General features: G+C 52.9%; 19 protein-coding genes and 3 tRNA genes. 15 read left to right on the top strand and 7 right to left on the bottom strand.

What is annotated here, in order from left to right; all coding sequences use genetic code 11:
• The first annotated feature begins 7 nt into the window (after window positions 1-7).
• The 7 genes from nagZ to ACWWFX_RS12060 all read left to right on the top strand — a co-directional run bounded on the left by nagZ (window position 8) and on the right by ACWWFX_RS12060 (window position 5,471).
• Window positions 8-1,033 carry a beta-N-acetylhexosaminidase gene (nagZ, locus tag ACWWFX_RS12030; RefSeq protein WP_456147587.1) on the top strand — a complete coding sequence of 342 codons (1,026 nt, stop codon included), beginning with the start codon at window positions 8-10 and terminating at the stop codon, window positions 1,031-1,033.
• Between the two features lie 33 nt (window positions 1,034-1,066).
• On the top strand, window positions 1,067-1,609 hold the full coding sequence (gene ycfP, locus ACWWFX_RS12035; RefSeq protein ID WP_473223891.1) for an alpha/beta hydrolase YcfP: 543 nt from the start codon (window positions 1,067-1,069) through the stop codon (window positions 1,607-1,609).
• 270 nt (window positions 1,610-1,879) lie between these two features.
• The gene (locus tag ACWWFX_RS12040; RefSeq protein ID WP_015964229.1) at window positions 1,880-3,184 is read left to right on the top strand and encodes an NAD(P)/FAD-dependent oxidoreductase; all 1,305 of its coding nucleotides are present in this window, start codon (window positions 1,880-1,882) and stop codon (window positions 3,182-3,184) included.
• A 195-nt stretch (window positions 3,185-3,379) separates the two neighbouring features.
• Window positions 3,380-3,919 (top strand): glycine zipper 2TM domain-containing protein, encoded by a 540-nt coding sequence (locus ACWWFX_RS12045; RefSeq protein ID WP_015964230.1) that lies wholly within the window; start codon window positions 3,380-3,382, stop codon window positions 3,917-3,919.
• Window positions 3,920-4,208: 289 nt separating this feature from the next.
• Window positions 4,209-4,565 carry a hypothetical protein gene (locus tag ACWWFX_RS12050; RefSeq protein WP_473223892.1) on the top strand — a complete coding sequence of 119 codons (357 nt, stop codon included), beginning with the start codon at window positions 4,209-4,211 and terminating at the stop codon, window positions 4,563-4,565.
• Window positions 4,566-4,688: 123 nt separating this feature from the next.
• Window positions 4,689-4,970 carry a hypothetical protein gene (locus ACWWFX_RS12055; RefSeq protein WP_473223893.1) on the top strand — a complete coding sequence of 94 codons (282 nt, stop codon included), beginning with the start codon at window positions 4,689-4,691 and terminating at the stop codon, window positions 4,968-4,970.
• 3 nt (window positions 4,971-4,973) lie between these two features.
• Window positions 4,974-5,471 (top strand): hypothetical protein, encoded by a 498-nt coding sequence (locus tag ACWWFX_RS12060; RefSeq protein WP_276220040.1) that lies wholly within the window; start codon window positions 4,974-4,976, stop codon window positions 5,469-5,471.
• Between the two features lie 59 nt (window positions 5,472-5,530).
• Here the strand turns inward: ACWWFX_RS12060 and ACWWFX_RS12065 are convergent, their stop codons facing one another.
• A complete protein-coding gene (locus tag ACWWFX_RS12065) occupies window positions 5,531-6,166 on the bottom strand; it encodes a TetR/AcrR family transcriptional regulator (RefSeq protein ID WP_015964234.1) in 636 nt (211 codons plus the stop codon).
• Between the two features lie 249 nt (window positions 6,167-6,415).
• Here ACWWFX_RS12065 and bhsA point away from each other — a divergent pair, with 249 nt between their 5' ends.
• Complete coding sequence (gene bhsA / locus ACWWFX_RS12070; protein ID WP_015964235.1) at window positions 6,416-6,673, top strand: multiple stress resistance protein BhsA; 258 nt, start codon at window positions 6,416-6,418, stop codon at window positions 6,671-6,673.
• 100 nt (window positions 6,674-6,773) lie between these two features.
• Here the strand turns inward: bhsA and ldtC are convergent, their stop codons facing one another.
• Together ldtC and ACWWFX_RS12080 are read right to left on the bottom strand one after the other, a co-directional pair.
• Complete coding sequence (gene ldtC, locus ACWWFX_RS12075) at window positions 6,774-7,739, bottom strand: L,D-transpeptidase LdtC (RefSeq protein WP_473223961.1); 966 nt, start codon at window positions 7,737-7,739, stop codon at window positions 6,774-6,776.
• 139 nt (window positions 7,740-7,878) lie between these two features.
• Complete coding sequence (locus ACWWFX_RS12080) at window positions 7,879-10,035, bottom strand: TonB-dependent siderophore receptor (protein ID WP_473223894.1); 2,157 nt, start codon at window positions 10,033-10,035, stop codon at window positions 7,879-7,881.
• Window positions 10,036-10,442: 407 nt separating this feature from the next.
• On the opposite strand from ACWWFX_RS12080, the gene ACWWFX_RS12085 reads away from it, so the two are divergent.
• The 6 genes from ACWWFX_RS12085 to ACWWFX_RS12110 all read left to right on the top strand — a co-directional run bounded on the left by ACWWFX_RS12085 (window position 10,443) and on the right by ACWWFX_RS12110 (window position 15,736).
• Window positions 10,443-11,264, top strand: coding sequence for an ABC transporter ATP-binding protein (locus ACWWFX_RS12085; protein WP_473223895.1), 822 nt, complete (start codon window positions 10,443-10,445; stop codon window positions 11,262-11,264).
• Window positions 11,264-12,289, top strand: coding sequence for a FecCD family ABC transporter permease (locus ACWWFX_RS12090; RefSeq protein ID WP_473223962.1), 1,026 nt, complete (start codon window positions 11,264-11,266; stop codon window positions 12,287-12,289). Before ACWWFX_RS12085 ends, ACWWFX_RS12090 begins: the two co-directional genes overlap by 1 nt.
• A complete protein-coding gene (locus ACWWFX_RS12095; RefSeq protein WP_473223896.1) occupies window positions 12,286-13,338 on the top strand; it encodes a FecCD family ABC transporter permease in 1,053 nt (350 codons plus the stop codon). The genes ACWWFX_RS12090 and ACWWFX_RS12095 overlap by 4 nt, the downstream gene beginning before the upstream one ends.
• Window positions 13,339-13,348: 10 nt before the next feature.
• On the top strand, window positions 13,349-14,293 hold the full coding sequence (locus tag ACWWFX_RS12100; RefSeq protein ID WP_473223897.1) for an ABC transporter substrate-binding protein: 945 nt from the start codon (window positions 13,349-13,351) through the stop codon (window positions 14,291-14,293).
• Window positions 14,290-15,186, top strand: a complete 897-nt coding sequence (locus tag ACWWFX_RS12105) for a MurR/RpiR family transcriptional regulator (RefSeq protein ID WP_473223898.1) — start codon at window positions 14,290-14,292, stop codon at window positions 15,184-15,186. Before ACWWFX_RS12100 ends, ACWWFX_RS12105 begins: the two co-directional genes overlap by 4 nt.
• Window positions 15,187-15,439: 253 nt before the next feature.
• On the top strand, window positions 15,440-15,736 hold the full coding sequence (locus ACWWFX_RS12110) for a hypothetical protein (protein WP_473223899.1): 297 nt from the start codon (window positions 15,440-15,442) through the stop codon (window positions 15,734-15,736).
• Between the two features lie 127 nt (window positions 15,737-15,863).
• Here ACWWFX_RS12110 and ACWWFX_RS12115 read toward each other — a convergent pair.
• The 3 genes from ACWWFX_RS12115 to ACWWFX_RS12125 all read right to left on the bottom strand — a co-directional run bounded on the left by ACWWFX_RS12115 (window position 15,864) and on the right by ACWWFX_RS12125 (window position 16,102).
• Window positions 15,864-15,940 (bottom strand) — tRNA-Val (locus tag ACWWFX_RS12115).
• A 4-nt stretch (window positions 15,941-15,944) separates the two neighbouring features.
• Window positions 15,945-16,021 (bottom strand) — tRNA-Val (locus ACWWFX_RS12120).
• A 4-nt stretch (window positions 16,022-16,025) separates the two neighbouring features.
• Window positions 16,026-16,102: transfer RNA gene (locus tag ACWWFX_RS12125), tRNA-Val, on the bottom strand.
• 239 nt (window positions 16,103-16,341) lie between these two features.
• Between ACWWFX_RS12125 and zinT the strand changes: the two genes are divergently transcribed.
• Window positions 16,342-16,992, top strand: a complete 651-nt coding sequence (zinT, locus tag ACWWFX_RS12130; RefSeq protein ID WP_276220048.1) for a metal-binding protein ZinT — start codon at window positions 16,342-16,344, stop codon at window positions 16,990-16,992.
• Window positions 16,993-17,025: 33 nt separating this feature from the next.
• Here zinT and mdtK read toward each other — a convergent pair whose 3' ends face one another.
• Entirely contained in the window at window positions 17,026-18,399 is a 1,374-nt protein-coding gene (gene mdtK / locus ACWWFX_RS12135; RefSeq protein WP_276220049.1) for an MdtK family multidrug efflux MATE transporter, read from the bottom strand.
• Window positions 18,400-18,495 lie beyond the last annotated feature (96 nt).

Here is an 18,495-nt window from a genome sequence, read left to right on the forward strand (position 1 = left end):
GGTCAGTGTGGGTCCGGTAATGTTGGATGTGGAAGGCTACGAGCTGGATGCGGAAGAGCGCGAGATTCTGGCGCATCCGCTGGTGGGCGGCCTGATTTTATTTACCCGTAACTATCATGATCCGGCGCAGCTGCGCGAACTGGTGCGCCAGATCCGCGAGGCGTCGCGCAATCATCTGGTGGTGGCGGTCGATCAGGAAGGTGGCCGGGTGCAGCGTTTCCGTGAAGGCTTTACTCGCCTGCCTGCCGCACAATCTTTTGCCGCCGTACTCGGCGAGGAAGAGGGTGGACGCCTGGCGGTTGAGGCCGGTTGGCTGATGGCCAGCGAAATGATCGCCATGGATATTGATATCAGCTTCGCTCCGGTGCTGGACGTCGGGCATATCAGCGCCGCGATTGGCGAGCGCTCCTATCATGCGGACCCGCAAAAAGCGCTGGCGATGGCGCGTCACTTTATCGACGGTATGCACAGCGCCGGGATGAAAACCACCGGCAAACACTTCCCTGGTCACGGCGCAGTCACCGCCGATTCGCATAAAGAGACGCCGCGCGATCCGCGCCGCGAAGCCGACATTCGCGCGAAAGATATGGCGGTGTTCCAGACGCTGATTACGGAAAACAAACTCGATGCCATTATGCCTGCGCACGTCATCTACAGCGACGTAGACCCGCGCCCGGCAAGCGGCTCGCCGCACTGGCTCAAAACCGTGCTGCGCGGTGAGTTAGGTTTCGATGGCGTGATTTTCTCTGACGATTTGTCGATGGAAGGCGCGGCGATTATGGGCAGTTACGCCGAGCGCGGCCAGGCATCGCTGGATGCGGGTTGCGATATGATCCTGGTCTGCAATAATCGTAAAGGAGCGGTCAGCGTTCTTGATAACCTGTCGCCGATCAATGCTGAACGTGTTACGAAATTGTATCATAAAGGTTCATTTACACGTCAGGCGTTAAGGGATTCCGCCCGCTGGAAGACAGTCAGTGCGCAACTGGAACAGCTCCACGAACGCTGGCAGGACGTGAAGGCAGGCCATTAACCCTCCCGACAAGGGAGTTGTGGTGAGGATCAAATGATTATCTATTTACACGGTTTTGACTCGAACAGCCCAGGCAACCATGAAAAAGTGTTGCAGCTTCAGTTTATCGACCCGGATGTGCGGTTGATTAGCTACAGTACGCTGCATCCAAAACATGACATGCAGCATCTGCTGAAAGAAGTGGACAAAATGTTGCAACTTAACGTTGACGATCGCCCGCTGATTTGCGGCGTGGGGCTCGGCGGCTACTGGGCGGAACGCATCGGCTTTTTATGCGATGTGCGTCAGGTGATTTTCAACCCGAACCTGTTCCCTGATGAGAACATGGACGGGAAGATTGACCGCCCGGAAGAGTATGTCGATATTGCCACCAAGTGTGTGAACAACTTCCGCGAGAAAAACCGCGACCGCTGCCTGGCGATCCTTTCCCGGAAGGATGAAGCGCTCGACAGCCAGCGTTCGGCACAGGAACTGCATCACTTTTATGAAATTATCTGGGATGACGTTCAGGGGCATAAATTCAAAAGTATCTCGCCACATCTGCAACGTATCAGAGCCTTTAAAACCTTAGGCTGAGCCGTTTTTTCACGCCCCGTTCTGGGGCGTGAAATGTTAAATCCCCCTCGTTTTTTTACTCCCCTTATCCGCAAAAATCCCATGAAACGCTAAAGTTGCTTAACTTCTGCGCGGTAAAACTTGATACACATCAAATTTGGTATGACCAATGCACCGTTCATGTTATTCTTCTTGCTGCTGAATGGTTTCGGGATAGTAACTTGTTGTTAGATAAGAGCTATTTTAATAACTTTTAATTAACAATTGGTTAATAATTTTTAAGGGGGTCACGTGACTACACCAATCAAAAGAATCGTTATTGTGGGTGGTGGCGCTGGCGGCCTGGAACTGGCTACTCAACTGGGTAGAAAGCTTGGCCGGAGCAAAAAAGCGAAAATTACGCTGGTGGATCGCAACCACAGTCATCTGTGGAAGCCGCTGCTGCACGAAGTGGCAACCGGTTCGCTGGATGAAGGCGTGGATGCGCTGAGCTACCTGGCGCACGCGCGTAACCATCACTTCCAGTTCCAGTTGGGTTCAGTGATGGATATCAACCGCGAAGCGAAAACGATTACCATCGCCGAATTGCGTGATGAGAAGGGCGACCTGCTGGTGCCGGAACGTAAGCTGGCTTATGACACACTGGTGATGGCGCTGGGCAGCACCTCCAACGACTTCAACACCCCGGGCGTGAAAGAGCACTGCATCTTCCTCGATAACCCGCATCAGGCGCGTCGTTTCCACCAGGAGATGCTGAATCTGTTCCTGAAATATTCAGCGAACCTGGGCGCGAACGGTAAAGTCAACATCGCCATCGTTGGCGGCGGGGCAACGGGCGTCGAGCTTTCTGCTGAACTGCACAACGCGGTGAAACAGCTGCACAGCTACGGCTACAAAGGCCTGACCAACGACGCGTTGAACGTTACGCTGGTGGAAGCGGGCGAACGTATTCTGCCTGCGCTGCCGCCGCGTATTTCCGGCGCCGCTCACAACGAGCTGACCAAAATGGGCGTACGCGTCCTGACGCAGACCATGGTCACCAGCGCCGATGAAGGCGGCCTGCATACCAAAGACGGCGAATATATTCAGGCCGACCTGATGGTGTGGGCAGCAGGCATCAAAGCGCCAGACTTTATGAAAGAGATTGGCGGCCTGGAAACCAACCGTATCAACCAGCTGGTGGTTGAGCCGACGCTGCAGACCACGCGCGATGCGGACATTTTTGCAATTGGTGACTGTGCGTCCTGCGCGCGTCCGGAAGGTGGTTTTGTGCCGCCGCGCGCTCAGGCTGCGCACCAGATGGCAACCTGCGCCCTGAATAACATTCTGGCGCAGATGAAGGGCAAAGAGCTGAAACCGTATTCTTATAAAGATCACGGCTCACTGGTTTCACTTTCGAACTACTCGACGGTCGGCAGCCTGATGGGCAACCTGATGCGCGGTTCGATGATGGTTGAAGGTCGCATTGCGCGTATGGTGTATATCTCGCTGTACCGTATGCACCAGATTGCGCTGCACGGCTACATCAAAACCGGCCTGATGATGCTGGTCGGCAGTATCAACCGCGTTATCCGCCCGCGCCTGAAACTGCACTAATGCAACATTCCGGCCCGACGTCCAGTCGGGCCGTTTTCAGCAGATTGTTCGCTGACTAACGGTAATTCCCGCTAAGACTCCTCTGAATCACGCTGGTTTGTGGTTTTATCTCGCACTTTTCATCCGCTTTCTCATTTGCTAACCCCCTCGTCAAGTTGCAGAATTGTTACTATCAGCAACAAAGGAGGATCTCCCGTGAATAAATCGATGTTGGCGGGTATAGGGATTGGCGTCGCCGCCGCGCTTGGCGTGGCGGCAGTCGCCAGCCTGAACGTGTTCGACCGTGGCCCGCAGTACGCGCAGGTGATTTCGGCTAAGCCTATCAAGGAAACCGTGAAAACCCCGCGCGAAGAGTGCCGCAATGTGGCCGTGACCCATCGCCGCCCGGTACAGGATGAAAACCGTATCACCGGTTCCGTGCTCGGCGCTGTCGCTGGCGGCGTGATTGGTCATCAGTTTGGTGGTGGGCGCGGGAAAGACGTTGCCACGGTGGTAGGGGCATTAGGCGGCGGCTACGCCGGGAATCAGATCCAGGGATCGATGCAGGATAATGATACCTACACCAGCACTCAGAAACGCTGCAAAACCGTGTATGACAAATCCGAGAAAATGCTCGGATATGACGTGACGTATAAAATTGGCGACCAGCAGGGGAAAATCCGTATGGATAAAGATCCGGGAACGCAAATTCCGCTGGATAATAATGGCCAATTGGTCCTGACTAACAAAACGTAAAAATAGCGTTAATGTTGTTTTAGCCCCTCATTCGCTCAGGCTGAGGGGCTTTTTTTTATGCACAGGATGGGTAAGGGCATCTTTATGGATTCCGAAATATGCGTGGGACGTGGAAGAATCACACCGGAGATGATGGCCTTTTTGTAGAATACAGACACGCAGAATGCCGCGTGGTGGCGTCAGGGGGGGCGGTAGCAGAAGCCCCCTGTGTTAAGTAACTGGCGTGCAGACACGACTGTTCAGTAAGGTTATTTCGTATCCAGCAACTGAGGCTAGCGAAGGTAATATAATGGATCAAAATAATATCCACAGAATATGTAGAATGTTTTGGGGTTTAATTGGGTGTCTCTTGTTTATGCAAGTCAGTGTGTGGCTACAAGATGCAGAACTTCAAGTGTGGTCAGAAGTGAGTGGCTGGGTTGCGGCTTATATTTTTTTATATTTCTTCGCGTTCTCAATTATTGATTCCGGCGTCGATAATGTGGCATCCTTCCATCAAAGCTATAATCAACAGAATGTAAGCAAGTCATTTCTTGGCGGTTTTATTAAAAACAAAGGGGTTGTTTCTAAAGGATACAAATTGATGTTTAATGTGGGATTTTTATTTATGTTATTTTTCAGGATTAAAGATGAATTTTTTAAATAATAAATAAACAGCCCTCAGAAGAGAATGCGTTAATGAATTCATCATGCTGAATGTGATACCATGGCAAGATCATCAGAAGTATGTTTTTTTGCACAATTAAAACAGAATTGATAGGGGGGGGTAATGAGTGGTCTTGAGCAATATTATTCTGGTGATAATGACTGGGCAGCATTGTCAAAATTATATGAAAAGTATCAGGGCTTAGAGGATGTGGTAAAATTATCAAATGAGTTCAATGGCGATTTGGCATTATCCAGTGTTATTTATGGCAAGGTTGGGAAATATTATTATCTTAAATGGATAGGGAGGAAGATACCAGCACTTAATGATTTATCACCATTGGACTGTAATGATGACTTAATTTTAAACATCAGACTTAAAGAAATGCTGATGAGGATGCCATAACAAATGAATACATTATTTTTCATCTTAACACTCTCTGCGTTCTCCCCTAATGCGGCGTTATGTCCCTCGCAAATCTTTGATAAAGCCGACATCGCGATGGACACGCTAACATCCTGGCGAGCCGTAGACGATTTCTATACACGTTATCGCAATTGTGATGATGGTTACATCCTCGAAGGAACGTCAGACCGAATTGCGAGACTGCTGGTTGATGAATGGTACAGACTTGAGGAGTTATCGCCTCTAATTAAAGCCAGACCACCTTTAGCGGATTATATCCTTAGTCATATTAGCACTTATACGGATAAGGAAGACCTTGAAAAACTGCAATTTCTCTCTTCCAGTCAGTGTAAAATAGCTAATCAAAAATTTTGTGAACGACTTAATTTTGCGACTGTTTTGGCGTTAAAGGAGCAATTTAATGAAGAAAAAGAACCACCAGATAAAGACAAACGGATTGGACCTGATAATTATCAGCCAATGTCACTTGATGCTGTGTAACGGGGAGTTCTTCACATACCATCGCTCCCCGTCTCAACCGTTATCCTATCGCCAGAAAATCACTCACCCAACATATGCGGCCACAGCCCCAGCGTCGTACGGGTAATCTGCATCAACGTGTCAAAACTTGCGCCTTCGCGCGCGCTAATCGACATACCCTGCAATACACAGCTTAAGAACAGCGCCAGCTCATTTACATCTTTCCCGGCCGGAATTTCACCTTTCTCCTGACGATGCTGTAAAAACTCGCGCAGCGTTTGTTCCTGAACGGCGTGGCGGGATTTAATGGTTTTGGCTATCTCTTTTGACGACGCCGCCAGTGCGGCGGACGTGTTAATCATAAAGCAGCCCGCCGGAGTGTCTTTACTGGTGTAGCAGGTCGCGACAGCGGTGAAGTAATCTTTCAGCGCCTCATCCACACGCTTGTCATCACAACAGAGCTTCGCTTCATGTTTTGCGGCGAAGTGAGCGATGTAGTGATCGAGAACGGCGCGGAAGAGCCCCTCTTTATTCACGAATTCTGCATACAGGGTAGGTGCTTTTGCGCCCGTGGCCTCTACGAGATCGGAGAGTGACGTGGCTTCGTAGCCATGCTGCCAGAAAAGCGTCATTGCTTTATCCAGCGCTGCTTCCCGGTCAAATACTTTTGGTCGACCACGGCCCTTTTTAGCGCAACTTTGCGTCTCAGTTGTCATAGTGCCGTTGTACCTCTTTCGGTTTTAGTGAACGCTCATTATAAAAATAATCGCTTCAGGCTGCCAGCGGTGAATTCCCAAAAATAAATAATTCATATGGGTATGAAAAATATGCTGATTTTAATTATTTAAATGATCGTTATAAAAATCATGTTGACGAGTGATCCAGATCTCATTATTATTACCTTATCGATCGTTAAGTTAATAAAGTTTGCTCTACATCATAGTTCATCTGCATAGGTCATAATCATGAAAAACGTAAAAACTCTGGCTCTCGCCGCTGTTCTGAGTTCTCTGTCATTCGCAAGTTTCGCTGCGGTTGAAGTTCAATCTACCCCGGCGGATCAGCACAAAGTCGGTACCATCGCGGCATCAGCAGGCCCGAACCTGGCTTCCCTGGAAGATCAGCTGTCTCAGAAAGCAGACGAAATGGGCGCTAAATCGTTCCGTATCACTTCCGTAAGTGGTCCGAACAACCTGCACGGTACGGCTGTTATTTATAAATAAGCATTAACTCCCTCATTAATGCCGTTTTAAATAAGCCACTGCCATAAAAAAGCCCTGAGTGATCGCATCACTCAGGGCTTTTGCCTGTCTGGAATCAGCGTTACATCGACTGCTCTTGCGCAACGTGATGGCGGGTGACGTCAACCGGCATGCCGGAGCGCAGCTCCATCGCATAGTTCATCACATCAGTATTCGTCTGTGCCTTCTCTTTAAACGCACTCATCGTCTCATTCAGCACAATAGGCTGCGTTTTCGGGTCATCATCGATATGTTTCGACAGGGGCTGGTGAACTTCAACCAGATGCACGCCGCCCGGTTCAACCGAGGCTTTAATCGGCGTGTTGATGATATTCACTTTGGTGCCCGGCGTCACTTTCTCAAACAAGCTGCGGATATCACCGTCACGCAGGCGAATACAGCCGGAGCTAACGCGCATGCCGATACCGAAGTCGGCGTTCGTTCCGTGCAGCAGATAAACGCCGCCCTGAGCTGCTAAGCGAATGGCGTGATGGCCCATCGGGTTATCCGGACCGGCGGGCATCACCGCAGGCAAAATAATGCCCTGTGCTTTATAGCGCGCGCGAATGTTTGCCGTGGGTGTCCAGGTCGGGTTGGCACGTTTGTCCGATACGGTGGTCACCATGGTTGGCGTTACCGTATCCCCGCCTAACTGGCCAATGCCGATAGGGTAGACGGTTACCTTGTTGCTTCCTGGTGGGTAGTAATAGAGGCGCAATTCCGCCAGATTGATGACGATACCTTCACGCGGCACGTCCGGTAAAAGCGTTTGCAGTGGAATGGTCAGCACGCTGCCTGCACGCGGAACGTACGGGTCTACGCCAGGGTTTGCCTGCAATAACGCCAGGAAACCGACGTTATACTTTTTAGCGATTGCCTCCAGCGAGCCGCCGTCATTTTCAACCACGTGATAGCGGTTTTCCCCGACGAGACGGCTACCGTTGGTTGGCAGCGGCCAGGTATTGGCGGAAATGGGCAGGCTCCACGCAACGGTTGCGGCAAGCGCGATGCCCATTGCCCAGCGCGTAAAACGTCTTTGTTTACTCATCATGTTCATCCAGTTAACAAGTCGCTAAAACATAAACGGATATTATGATTGCTGGAAGTGTCGGGAAGTGAAGGGCGATTGCAAGTATGTGTAAATATTTCGTATGAGGCAGCCCTTGCCGCAAGGGCTGCCAGACGGTTCAGAACGCCATTTTGACCGTGAACTGCACTTCTCGCGGATCGCCAATCTGGTTGCCCAGATTGTTCGTGGCGATGGAAGAGGTGTAGTACGTTTTATCAAACAGATTTTTAACATTAACCTGCAAGGTGACCGGATATTTAAGCTTCATTTTGTACGCCGCGAAAACATCGGCTACCGCATAGCCCGGCAGGTAATAATCCGCGCCGTTGGTGCCGCTGCGGCGGCTCACCGCATGGCCGCCACCGCCGACGGTCAGCGTATTGCTGTCGATAACGTTGTTGAAGTCATAGGTCAGGAACAGCGAACCGGTGTGGCGCGGCACGTTTGGCAGTGGTTTACCCGCGTAATCCGGGTCTTCCAGCACTTTCGCATCCGTGTAGCCATAGCTGGCAATCACGTTGAGGTTTTCCGTGAGTGAACCTGCAACATCCACTTCGACACCGCGCGAGCGCACCTTGCCTGCGGTTTTAGCAACAGTTTCGTCACCCACGTCTTCGGTATAGAGCACGTTTTTCTTATGAATATCAAACAGCGCGATGTTGGCGGTTACGCCATCGAACAGATCAAATTTCGCACCCAGTTCATAGGCAGTTGACTCTTCCGGCGGCAGGTTACCGATATAGCTGGCGATGGATGACTGCGGCATAAAGGCCTGTGACACGTTGCCAAACAGCGAAACCGAGGGCGATAGCTTATACACCAGGCCAAATTTCGGCGTCAGTTTTTCATCGTGGCTGTCGGTATTAACGTTAAACGGACGACCTTTCCCGGCATATTGCGTGTAGTACTGGTAACGCGCGCCCGCCACGGCAATCCATTTATCAGTCAGATATAACGCGTCCTGAACGTAGGTCGCGTAGCTCTCCTGTTTGATGCGCTGATCGCTGTCGGATTCAGAAACGGTGGTACATTTTCCTACCGTCCCATATACCGGGTTGTAGATATTGAATCCTTTTACATTCTTACAGCGAATCATGTCCGTACGCAGCAGATCGTAATTTTCATACGCTACGCCGGTCAAAAGCTCGTTATAGAAACCACCAATCACAATATTGCCCTGAAGATCCGCCCGCGTGCTGTGCATCCGCTGGGTTGATCCCTGCGTGGCATCGACGCGGCGCGTCAGATCGCCGGTGGCGGAGTCATAGGCCGTCACGCGCGCCTGGTTGTCGTCATATTTATCCTGGCTGAAACTGTAATCAAAACGCGCCGTCCATTCGGGGTTGAGGCGATACTCGGCATTCAGTTGCGCCAGATCCGACTCACCGTTGGTTTCATTGTAAGGCTCATCGAAACGCTCCTTGCGCGAAACCTTCACCGCGTGCCCGGTATCGAGGTCAAAAATGGTGCCGCGATCGAACGGCGTGCGATAGTTGCGGTGCGAGTACGACACGTTAACCGTCGCATCGTCGCCAAACCAGGTCAGGGAAGGGGCGATAAAGCTGCTCTGTTCCTTGCCAAAATTACGCCAGTAATCTTCGTGCTGATATTCGCCAATTAACCGATAAGCCAGCCGCGTGCCTTCAATCGGACCGGTCACATCAAGCTGCCCGGTACCGCCGCCAAAGCTGCTGGAGGTGGCAGAAATCTCGCCAGCAAATTGTTGTTCCGGACGTTTGGTCACGACGTTAATTAACCCGCCAGGGTCGAGAATTCCGTACAGCGTAGAGGAGGGGCCTTTCAGCACTTCCACGCGTGACGTGGCGGCGTTGAAGCTGCGGGGCAACACGGTACGCAGGCCGTTGGTCATTATCGAACCGTCGCGGTTGGCGCTGAAGCCTCGACGGGTAAACGCATCCTGCGTCCCGCCGAGAGTATTGGTTTGCACCACGTTGGCGACGTTATACAACGCTTCATCAAGCGTAGTGGCATGCTGATCGGTGAGTACCCGATCGCTGACCGTATTCACGACCTGCGGAATATCCAGCATCGGCATCGATGTGAGTGTGGCGGTAGAGGTGCTCAGTGGTTGATAGCCGTCGGTCACGTTTTTATCGGCCTGCGCGACGCTTGCGTCGACCGTCATCGTCTCTTCCTTTGGCTTCTGGTCGGCAGTGGCTGCGCTGACAGAAGGGGCGGTTGTCACGCCAAGGAAGAGCAGTGAAAAAAGCGCATAGCCATTTTTGCCCGTGAACGTCGGGGTTAAGTGTGTCATCTGTCTGTTTTCCCATAAAAAAGCTGCCGTATCTGGCAGCTCAAAATCACGAAAAGTCATTGCCCGGTATTGCATGGCATACCTGTTTGCGATCGTGAGATGCGCTCAGGTTTGTAATTGAGAATCATTCAACCATGCGGGGATGTAGTAGTAAATGATTATGGTAATAAAAAAAGAGGGGCGTGATTCGCAGCGAAATTGGCGGCGGTAATTGGAGTGAAAAGAAAATATATACCTGATAAATAATGTATTACTGACTTTCTGACCGGCATTGTGTACACGATGTGGCCGTAAAGCGAGCTGAAGATGTAGCGCTATTGACTACTACATTACGACACTGCATGATCAAAAGAGAATGAGATTTATTCCAATTTGAAGCCAGGCCGCAGTGGCCGGAGAGTTAAACCATGCCACAACGGCAATCACCGCACGCCGAACAAGGCATTGTGCTGAAATCGTTATGCGCGGGCTATGGCAGCCAGCGTATCGTCAATGACATCAACCTTACGCTTCCTGCCGGGAAACTCACTGTTCTGATCGGCGCTAACGGGTCGGGAAAATCGACGCTGTTATCGACCATCGCGCGGACGTTAAAACCGCAGGCTGGAAGCGTACACCTGAACGGGCGCGACATTCATCAACAGCCCACTAAACAGGTCGCCCGACAGATGGGTATTTTGCCGCAGTCGCCGATCACGCCGGAAGGATTAACCGTTTTTGAACTGGTCTCAAGGGGACGTTTTCCCTGGCAGGGGCTGATTCGCCAATGGTCTGATGATGATGAACGCGCGGTGACAGACGCGCTGGCCCTGACGGGCACCGCTGCTCTGGCGCACTTACCCGTTGAGAGTCTCTCTGGCGGGCAGCGTCAACGCTGCTGGATAGCGATGGCGCTGGCGCAGCAGACACCGACCATTCTGCTTGATGAACCGACGGCGTGGCTGGATCTGCGTTATCAGGTGGAGATCCTGCAACTTCTGCAACGCTTAACCCGCGATCATGGCCGCACCGTGGTCACCGTTCTGCACGACCTCAATTTCGCGGTTAATTACGCCGATACGCTGGTGCTGATGAAACAGGGACGGGTGGTTGAGGTGCTGGACGACCTGACCCGCTGTACGCCGGAGCTGATCCGCCATGTGTTTGATGTTGACGTCGAGATGATGATAAACCCGCAGAATGGCAAACCGTGGTTTATGCCGTTTCGCGCAGTGGCGGACCACGCATGATGGCGGCTTCGTCGATCGCCCGACACCCTTCTTTGCGTCGTGCAACGCTGGCGGTTGTGCCTCTTACGCTGGTGCTCATGGCGAGTGCGGTAATCCATCTAGGCTTAGGGGCGCGGGCCATTTCCCCCCGCACGGTCGTAGAGGCGTTGCTGAACTACGATCCGCGCAATTTTGATCATCGTATTATTGTCAGCCTGCGGTTGACGCGTCTTATCGCCGCGCTGCTTACCGGCGCGGCGCTGGGCGTCGCCGGGATGCTTCTGCAAACGGTGATCCGCAATCCGCTGGGCGAACCGCATATTCTTGGTCTGAATGCCGGTGCTACGCTGGCGGTCGTGCTCTGCTCTGCATCAGGCGTCACCTCGGCGCAATGGGGCGTAATGCAACCGCTGGTGGCGGCCTGCGGCGCGGGTGGATTATTCGCGCTGGTGATGTTCACCGCCAGCGCCGGGCGCAGTGGCCCGACGGCGATGAAAATCACCCTTTGCGGTGTGGCGCTGTCCGCATTTGCGTCAGCGGTAAGCGCGGCGATTCTGATCCTCGATGAACAAACGTTGCAGGCCATGCGCACCTGGCTTGCGGGCGACCTGGCGGGCGTGAGCCAGAGCGTACTTCGCATTGCCGTGATCCCCATGGCAACAGGCCTGCTGATGGCAATGCTACTGGCGTCGCATATAGCCCAACTAGCGCTCGGCGATAACGTTGCCCGCGGGCTGGGCGTGAATGTCACGCGCACACGTGCGTTGTCGGTTGTCGCCATTGCGCTGCTGTGCGGCGGCGCGGTGACGGTCGCCGGGCCCATTGGCTTTATCGGCCTGGTGGTGCCGCATATTGTGCGTTATCTGGCCGGACACAACCTGCGCAGCGGCTTACTGCTGGCAATGCCGGTGGGCGCTGCGCTGTTGCTGATTGCCGATATCTTTGCCCGCTGGCTGCTGACGCCGCAGGAACTGGCGACGGGCGTAATGACCGCGTTGGTTGGCGCACCGCTGTTTATCCTGATTGCCGTGAGGTTTTTCAAATGAATCACGTCATTGCACGCGCGGGCTTTCGTCGATTATCACTGGGCGTATTCCAGAGGCTGATTCGCCCGCGAGCGTTAAAAATTGCGGCGACACTGGCGGCAATCATCGTGATGTTAATTCTCTTTGGCGTCACGCGCGGGTCGTTACCCATTCCCGCCAGCGCTATTGGCAAGGCGCTTTTTATGCCCGACGCGCTCGACGCGCAGCAGATGACCATCGTGCGGGATATCCGTCTACCGCGCCTGCTGATGGCGGTTCTGTGCGGAGGCATGCTCGGTATGGCGGGGGCGGCGATGCAATCTATTACCCGCAATGGTCTTGCCGACCCCGGTTTAATTGGCGTCAAAGAGGGGACCAGCGTGGTGGTGCTCACGCTGATTTTACTGTTTCCGTCCGTGGGGCTGGTCTGGCGTCCACTCGCCGGGATGGCAGGCGGGCTGCTGATTGCGCTGTTGGTGATGGTGCTGGCAAGGGATCTCTCACGACCGCGTTTTATTCTGGTCGGCATTGGCGTCTCCTGGGCGCTGTCGGCGGCGATGGGCATTTTTATCACCACGGCAGATATTCGCGATGTGCAAACGGCGATGACCTGGCTTGCCGGAAGTTTGCACGCCGCGACCTGGCCGCTGCTGCTGGTGGCGCTGGTCTGGGCGCTGCCTGCGATGATCATTCTTTATCTCACCGCCCGGGCGGCAGATGTGGCGCTGCTGGGCAATCAGGTTGCTAACGGGCTAGGCGTGGATATTACGCGCTTAACCTGGCTGCGGTTTTTGGCACCCGTCCTGCTGACCTCGGCGAGCGTTTCCTGCGTCGGCAGCCTGGGATTTGTGGGGCTTATGGCACCGCATATGGCGCGATTCTGGCTGCGCGGCGGGCAGGTGGCGTTGTTGAGTGGCAGCGCGCTGATCGGTGCTCTGTTGGTACTGGTGACCGACACGGTTGGACGGCTGGCTTTTGCTCCCTTACAAATTCCGGCAGGCATTGTGATTTCTCTGTTTGGCTGTCCCTTCTTCATTTTGCTGTTATGGCGTCGTCGCGACGTTTTATAAGGACTGAATCATGCGTTGGTTATTACTCATGCTGGCAGGCGTGGTGGCATCGGCAGGTGCGCAAACTCAACCGTTTACCGACGATCTCGGGCGTGTCGTGCAGGTACCCGTGCATCCGCAGCGAATCGTCTCTCTTCACGATCTGGATATCACGATCCCGTTGATCGAGCTGGGTGCGCCGCCGATTGCTAGCCACGGTCGAACGCGCCCGGATGGCAGCCACTATTTGCGCTCCAGCGCGCAGCTCACCGGCATCGACTTTGATAACAGCGACATTGCATTTATTGGCACGGCTGATATCGATTTAGAAGCGATTGCGGCGGCAAAGCCCGATCTGATTATTACTGAACCGAACCGAAATGTGCCGGTGGAGCAACTGGCGAAAATCGCGCCGACGGTCAGTATCGATCATCTGCTCGGCAGTGCGCCGCGTATTTACAGCAAACTGGCGCAGCTCACCGGCACCCAGGCGCGCCTTGCTGTGCTGGAACGTCGCTATCAGGCGCAAATCGCGCAGCTTAAACAGACGATAGATACGCAGAAAATCACGGTTTCGGTGATTCAGGCCAATAATGGCAAAGTCACCGTGCATCATAGCTATCACACTCTGGGACGCGTATTACGTGATGCGGGCTTCCGCTTCCCGCCGCTGGTTGACGCGATTCCTGACGGGCAGCGTATCGACGTCAGCGCAGAGCAACTTCCCGACCTGGATGCGGATTTTATCTTTGCAACATACCGTTCAGACACGGGGGGCAAACCACAGGATGAGCTTCAGGCAATGGAAAAAGTGATGCCGGGCTGGTGTGATTTTATGCAAGCCTGCCGTACCGGGCGCTACATTCTGCTGCCGCGTGAAGAGGTGATTTCCAACTCCTTTGCCGCGCTGAGTCTGATGGTGGCCCAGGTACAATCGCATATCGCCGGGCGGCCAGTGCCAGGAGACGCAAAATGACACGGATGCCGCAACGCAAGGATAAACGCCGGGTCGATCTGTTTGGCGAACGATTGCGCCACCGTAGCGCGCAGCTTTCCCCGCGCCTGTTGGCTGTCGTGCAGTGGATTGATGACAATCGAGAAGCGGTGCTCGACCACACGGCGATGGAAATCGCCCACGCCACGAACACATCAGATGCGACCGTGGTGCGCGCGATCCAGGCTCTGGGGTTTGCCGGGCTGCGTGATTTAAAACAAACGATGGCACACTGGTTTGGCCCCACCATTACCTCGTCGGAGAAAATGGTCTCGACGGTCAGCGAATTAACCAGCGACGTACATTCCAGCATCGACTTTGTGCTGGAAGGGCACCAGCGCGCCTGTGAAATGCTGGCAAGTCCCCACAACCGTGTCGCTATCGCTCAGGCCGTCGCGCTATTGAGTGAGGCGCGTCAGGTCGGATTATTTGGCATTGGCGCATCCGGGATCCTCTCGGAATACACCGCGCGCTTATTCAGCCGCATTGGTTTACCGTCTTATGTGCTTAACCGTACCGGCTTCAGCCTGGCGGAACAGCTTATTTCTATGCAGCGCGGTGATGTGCTGATCATGATGGGACAGAAGTCGCCGCACCGGGAAGGACTCACCGCGCTTGGCGAGGCGAAGCGTTTGGGGATCCCGGTTATTTTGTTGACGCAGGCGACGGAATCACGATTCAGCGAACTGTCTCAGGTGGTGATCGAGGTTCCGCGCGGTGAAAATGGACGCGTGCCGCTGCATGGCACGGTGATGGTTTGCCTTGAAATGCTGGTGCTGAGCGTGGCATCAACCACATCGCAGCGCACTATTCGTTCAATGAAGAGAATCAATGAGTTACATCGATCGATTGGAAAATCATCAGGTCGCAAATAATTTGAGTATGAGCTCTACGACGTAGACTTGCGCGACATCTCATTTTTGATTATCGATAGAAGATATCGCGGGTAATACTATTTTCAGCCGTAAAAAATCACGCTACATTAATTCTGAGATTGAGAAAATTCTTAAATCATTCTCGGCTTATTTGGATGTGATGTGGGATGGTTGAAATAAACGCTTATCAATGATTGATGGGCTTCGTCCACCGCGTCACAGGACTTTCTCACAGGACGTGAGGTATACACGGATGAAACGTACTCTTCAGTATGGCCTGATGGCCGCTCTCTTTGCATGCCCGGTATTGGCGAACGCTAATTCAGGGGTAATTCACTTCCGCGGCTCGATTGTTGAAGAAGCCTGCCGCGTCAATCCTGAGCGTGATGTGGTTCACGTCTCCTGTTTCCGTGATGGAAAGCAGCAGCGCGAAACGCAATCTTTACGTCAGGGTGCACAATTTACGATGATGCAGCATCTCGCGACGGCACAAGTGTATAACGTTGCGGACAACCCTAATTTACAGGTGTTACAGATTACTTATCGCTGAATATTATTGAAGGCATCGTGGGTAATGGGCAAATTGTTGTTCATTACTCATGGTGCTTTTTATTTATTCAAAATAGATGAGGAGCAAAAGAAAAGAGTAAGAAGAAAGAGGGGAGATAAAACGAGAATGGTGCGTTCGATTGGACTCGAACCAACGACCCCCACCATGTCAAGGTGGTGCTCTAACCAACTGAGCTACGAACGCATAATGGTGCGTTTAATTGGACTCGAACCAACGACCCCCACCATGTCAAGGTGGTGCTCTAACCAACTGAGCTATAAACGCAAAATGGTGCGTTCGATTGGACTCGAACCAACGACCCCCACCATGTCAAGGTGGTGCTCTAACCAACTGAGCTACGAACGCATTGTTGTCGTGACAACGGGGACGAATATTAGCGGCACCCGCCGGATGTGGCAAGGGGAAAATGTGCAATTTCATGTGACTGGAGAAGTTTTATGCACATCTGGCGTATTTTTCTGCCGTTAGGGATGAATCGTTGACCCGTGCGGCTTACAGGCGAGAGGTGAGATGACGAGTTGCCGGGTTCGTGTTGAAGTTTGAAATGTTATAATATAACATTCATTTTTTTAACGAATGAGGGAATGGCGTTGAAACATCTGGGGAAAATAACACTGACAGTAGCATTGATGACGGCCAGCGCAGCCTATGCGCATGGCGACCATAGCCATGGCGTACCGCTAACGGCAGCCGAGCAACAAGCGGCGAACGGTATTTTCGAAGACAGTGCGGTAAAAGATCGTGCGCTTTCTGACTGGGATGGCGTATGGCAATCCGTTAACGGCCTGCTGCTGAAAGGCGATCTTGATCCTGTTTTTAAGCAAAAAGCTGCAAAAGAATCGGGTAAAACCGCCGAAGAGATCAAGGCTTATTACCGCCAGGGGTATGCGACCGACGTCGAGACGATTGGTATTGAAAATGGCGTGATGGAGTTTCATGTCGGCGATAAGGTGAACACCTGCCACTACCGTTATGCCGGGCATAAAATATTGACCTATGCGTCAGGAAAAAAAGGCGTACGTTATCTTTTTGAGTGTCAGGATGCAGGCTCAGCCGCGCCAAAATTCGTGCAGTTTAGCGATCACACCATCGCGCCGCGTAAATCCGCCCATTTCCACATTTTTATGGGCAACACATCACAGGAAGCGCTGTTGAAAGAGATGGATAACTGGCCGACCTACTATCCGTGGCAAATGACCACAGAGCAGGTCGTTGATGAAATGCTGCATCATTAATGAAAAAGCCGCACGGATGCGGCCTTTAAAGGATTAGCGCGAAGCTCGCTGCAATATCAGGCTTGAGGGCTGACGCTGTAAAAAGCGCATTCTCAGCATCATCATAATCGCCGCAGAGGTCAGGCCGATAATAAAACCGAGCCAGAAACCGGCAGGCCCCATTCTCTCAACCACCAGATCGGTGAGTGCCAGCACGTAACCGCTCGGCAGGCCCAACACCCAATAGGCGATAAAGGTGATAAAGAAGATGGAGCGCGTATCTTTATAGCCACGTAAAATACCGCTGCCGATCACCTGAATGGAGTCAGAAATCTGGTACAGCGCCGCCAGCAACATCAACTGTGCCGCGAGCGTGACCACTTCAGGATTATCGTTATACAGCAGGGCGATATGCTCGCGCAGCGACACGGTGAAAATGGCCGTTAACACTGCCATGCAAACGCCGACACCCAGCCCGGTCCAGGCCGATGTTTGCGCATCGAGGGTAGAGCCCTGGCCCAAACGGAATCCCACGCGAATAGTGACCGCTGCCGCCAGCGACATCGGCAGAACGAACATCAACGAGCTAAAGTTCAGCGCAATCTGGTGTCCTGCGACATCGACAATACCCAACGGCGACACCAACAATGCCACCACGGCAAACAGCGTGACTTCGAAAAACAGCGCCAGCGCAATCGGCAACCCGAGTGAAGAGAGGCGTTTAAGAACGGTGACATCGGGTTTAACAAAACCCTCATTATTACGGATATCGCGCATTGAACCGGCATGCTTGATGTAATAAAGCATGCTGATAAACATCACCCAATAGACTGCCGCCGTGGCGACGCCGCAGCCCACGCCGCCCAGTTCCGGCATGCCGAAATGACCGTAGATAAAGATATAGTTCACCGGAATGTTAACCAGTAAACCAATAAACCCCATCACCATGCCCGGTTTGGTTTTCGCCAGCCCTTCGCACTGGTTACGCGCGACCTGGAAGCACAGATAGCCCGGCGCACCCCACAGCAGTGCACGTAAATAGCCGACGGCTTTATCCGCCAGCGCCGGGTCGATATTATGCATCGAGCGGATGATATAGCCCGCGTTCCACAGAACAACCATTATTAACACGGACACCAGGCCCGCCAGCCAGAACCCCTGGCTAACCTGCGCCGCGATACGCTCGCGTCGGCCCGAGCCATTGAGCTGAGCAATGACTGGCGTCAGCGCCAGCAGCAGACCGTGACCAAATAAAATGGCCGGTAACCAGATGGAGGTCCCGATAGCCACGGCGGCCATATCGGTCGCGCTGTAACCGCCCGCCATCACGGTATCCACAAACCCCATTGCCGTTTGGGCAACCTGCGCAAGAATAACGGGGATAGCCAGAGCCAATAACTGACGCGCTTCGCTAAAATACTTCTGCACGTTAACACCTATATTTTTTGTTATTTGAGAGACAGAAAAGCCGCCTGAACAGGCAGCAAGAAGATAATAAAGAGGATTGCCAGCTATTGTAGCGGG

Source organism: Pseudocitrobacter sp. 2023LY-00077, from assembly GCF_055796175.1.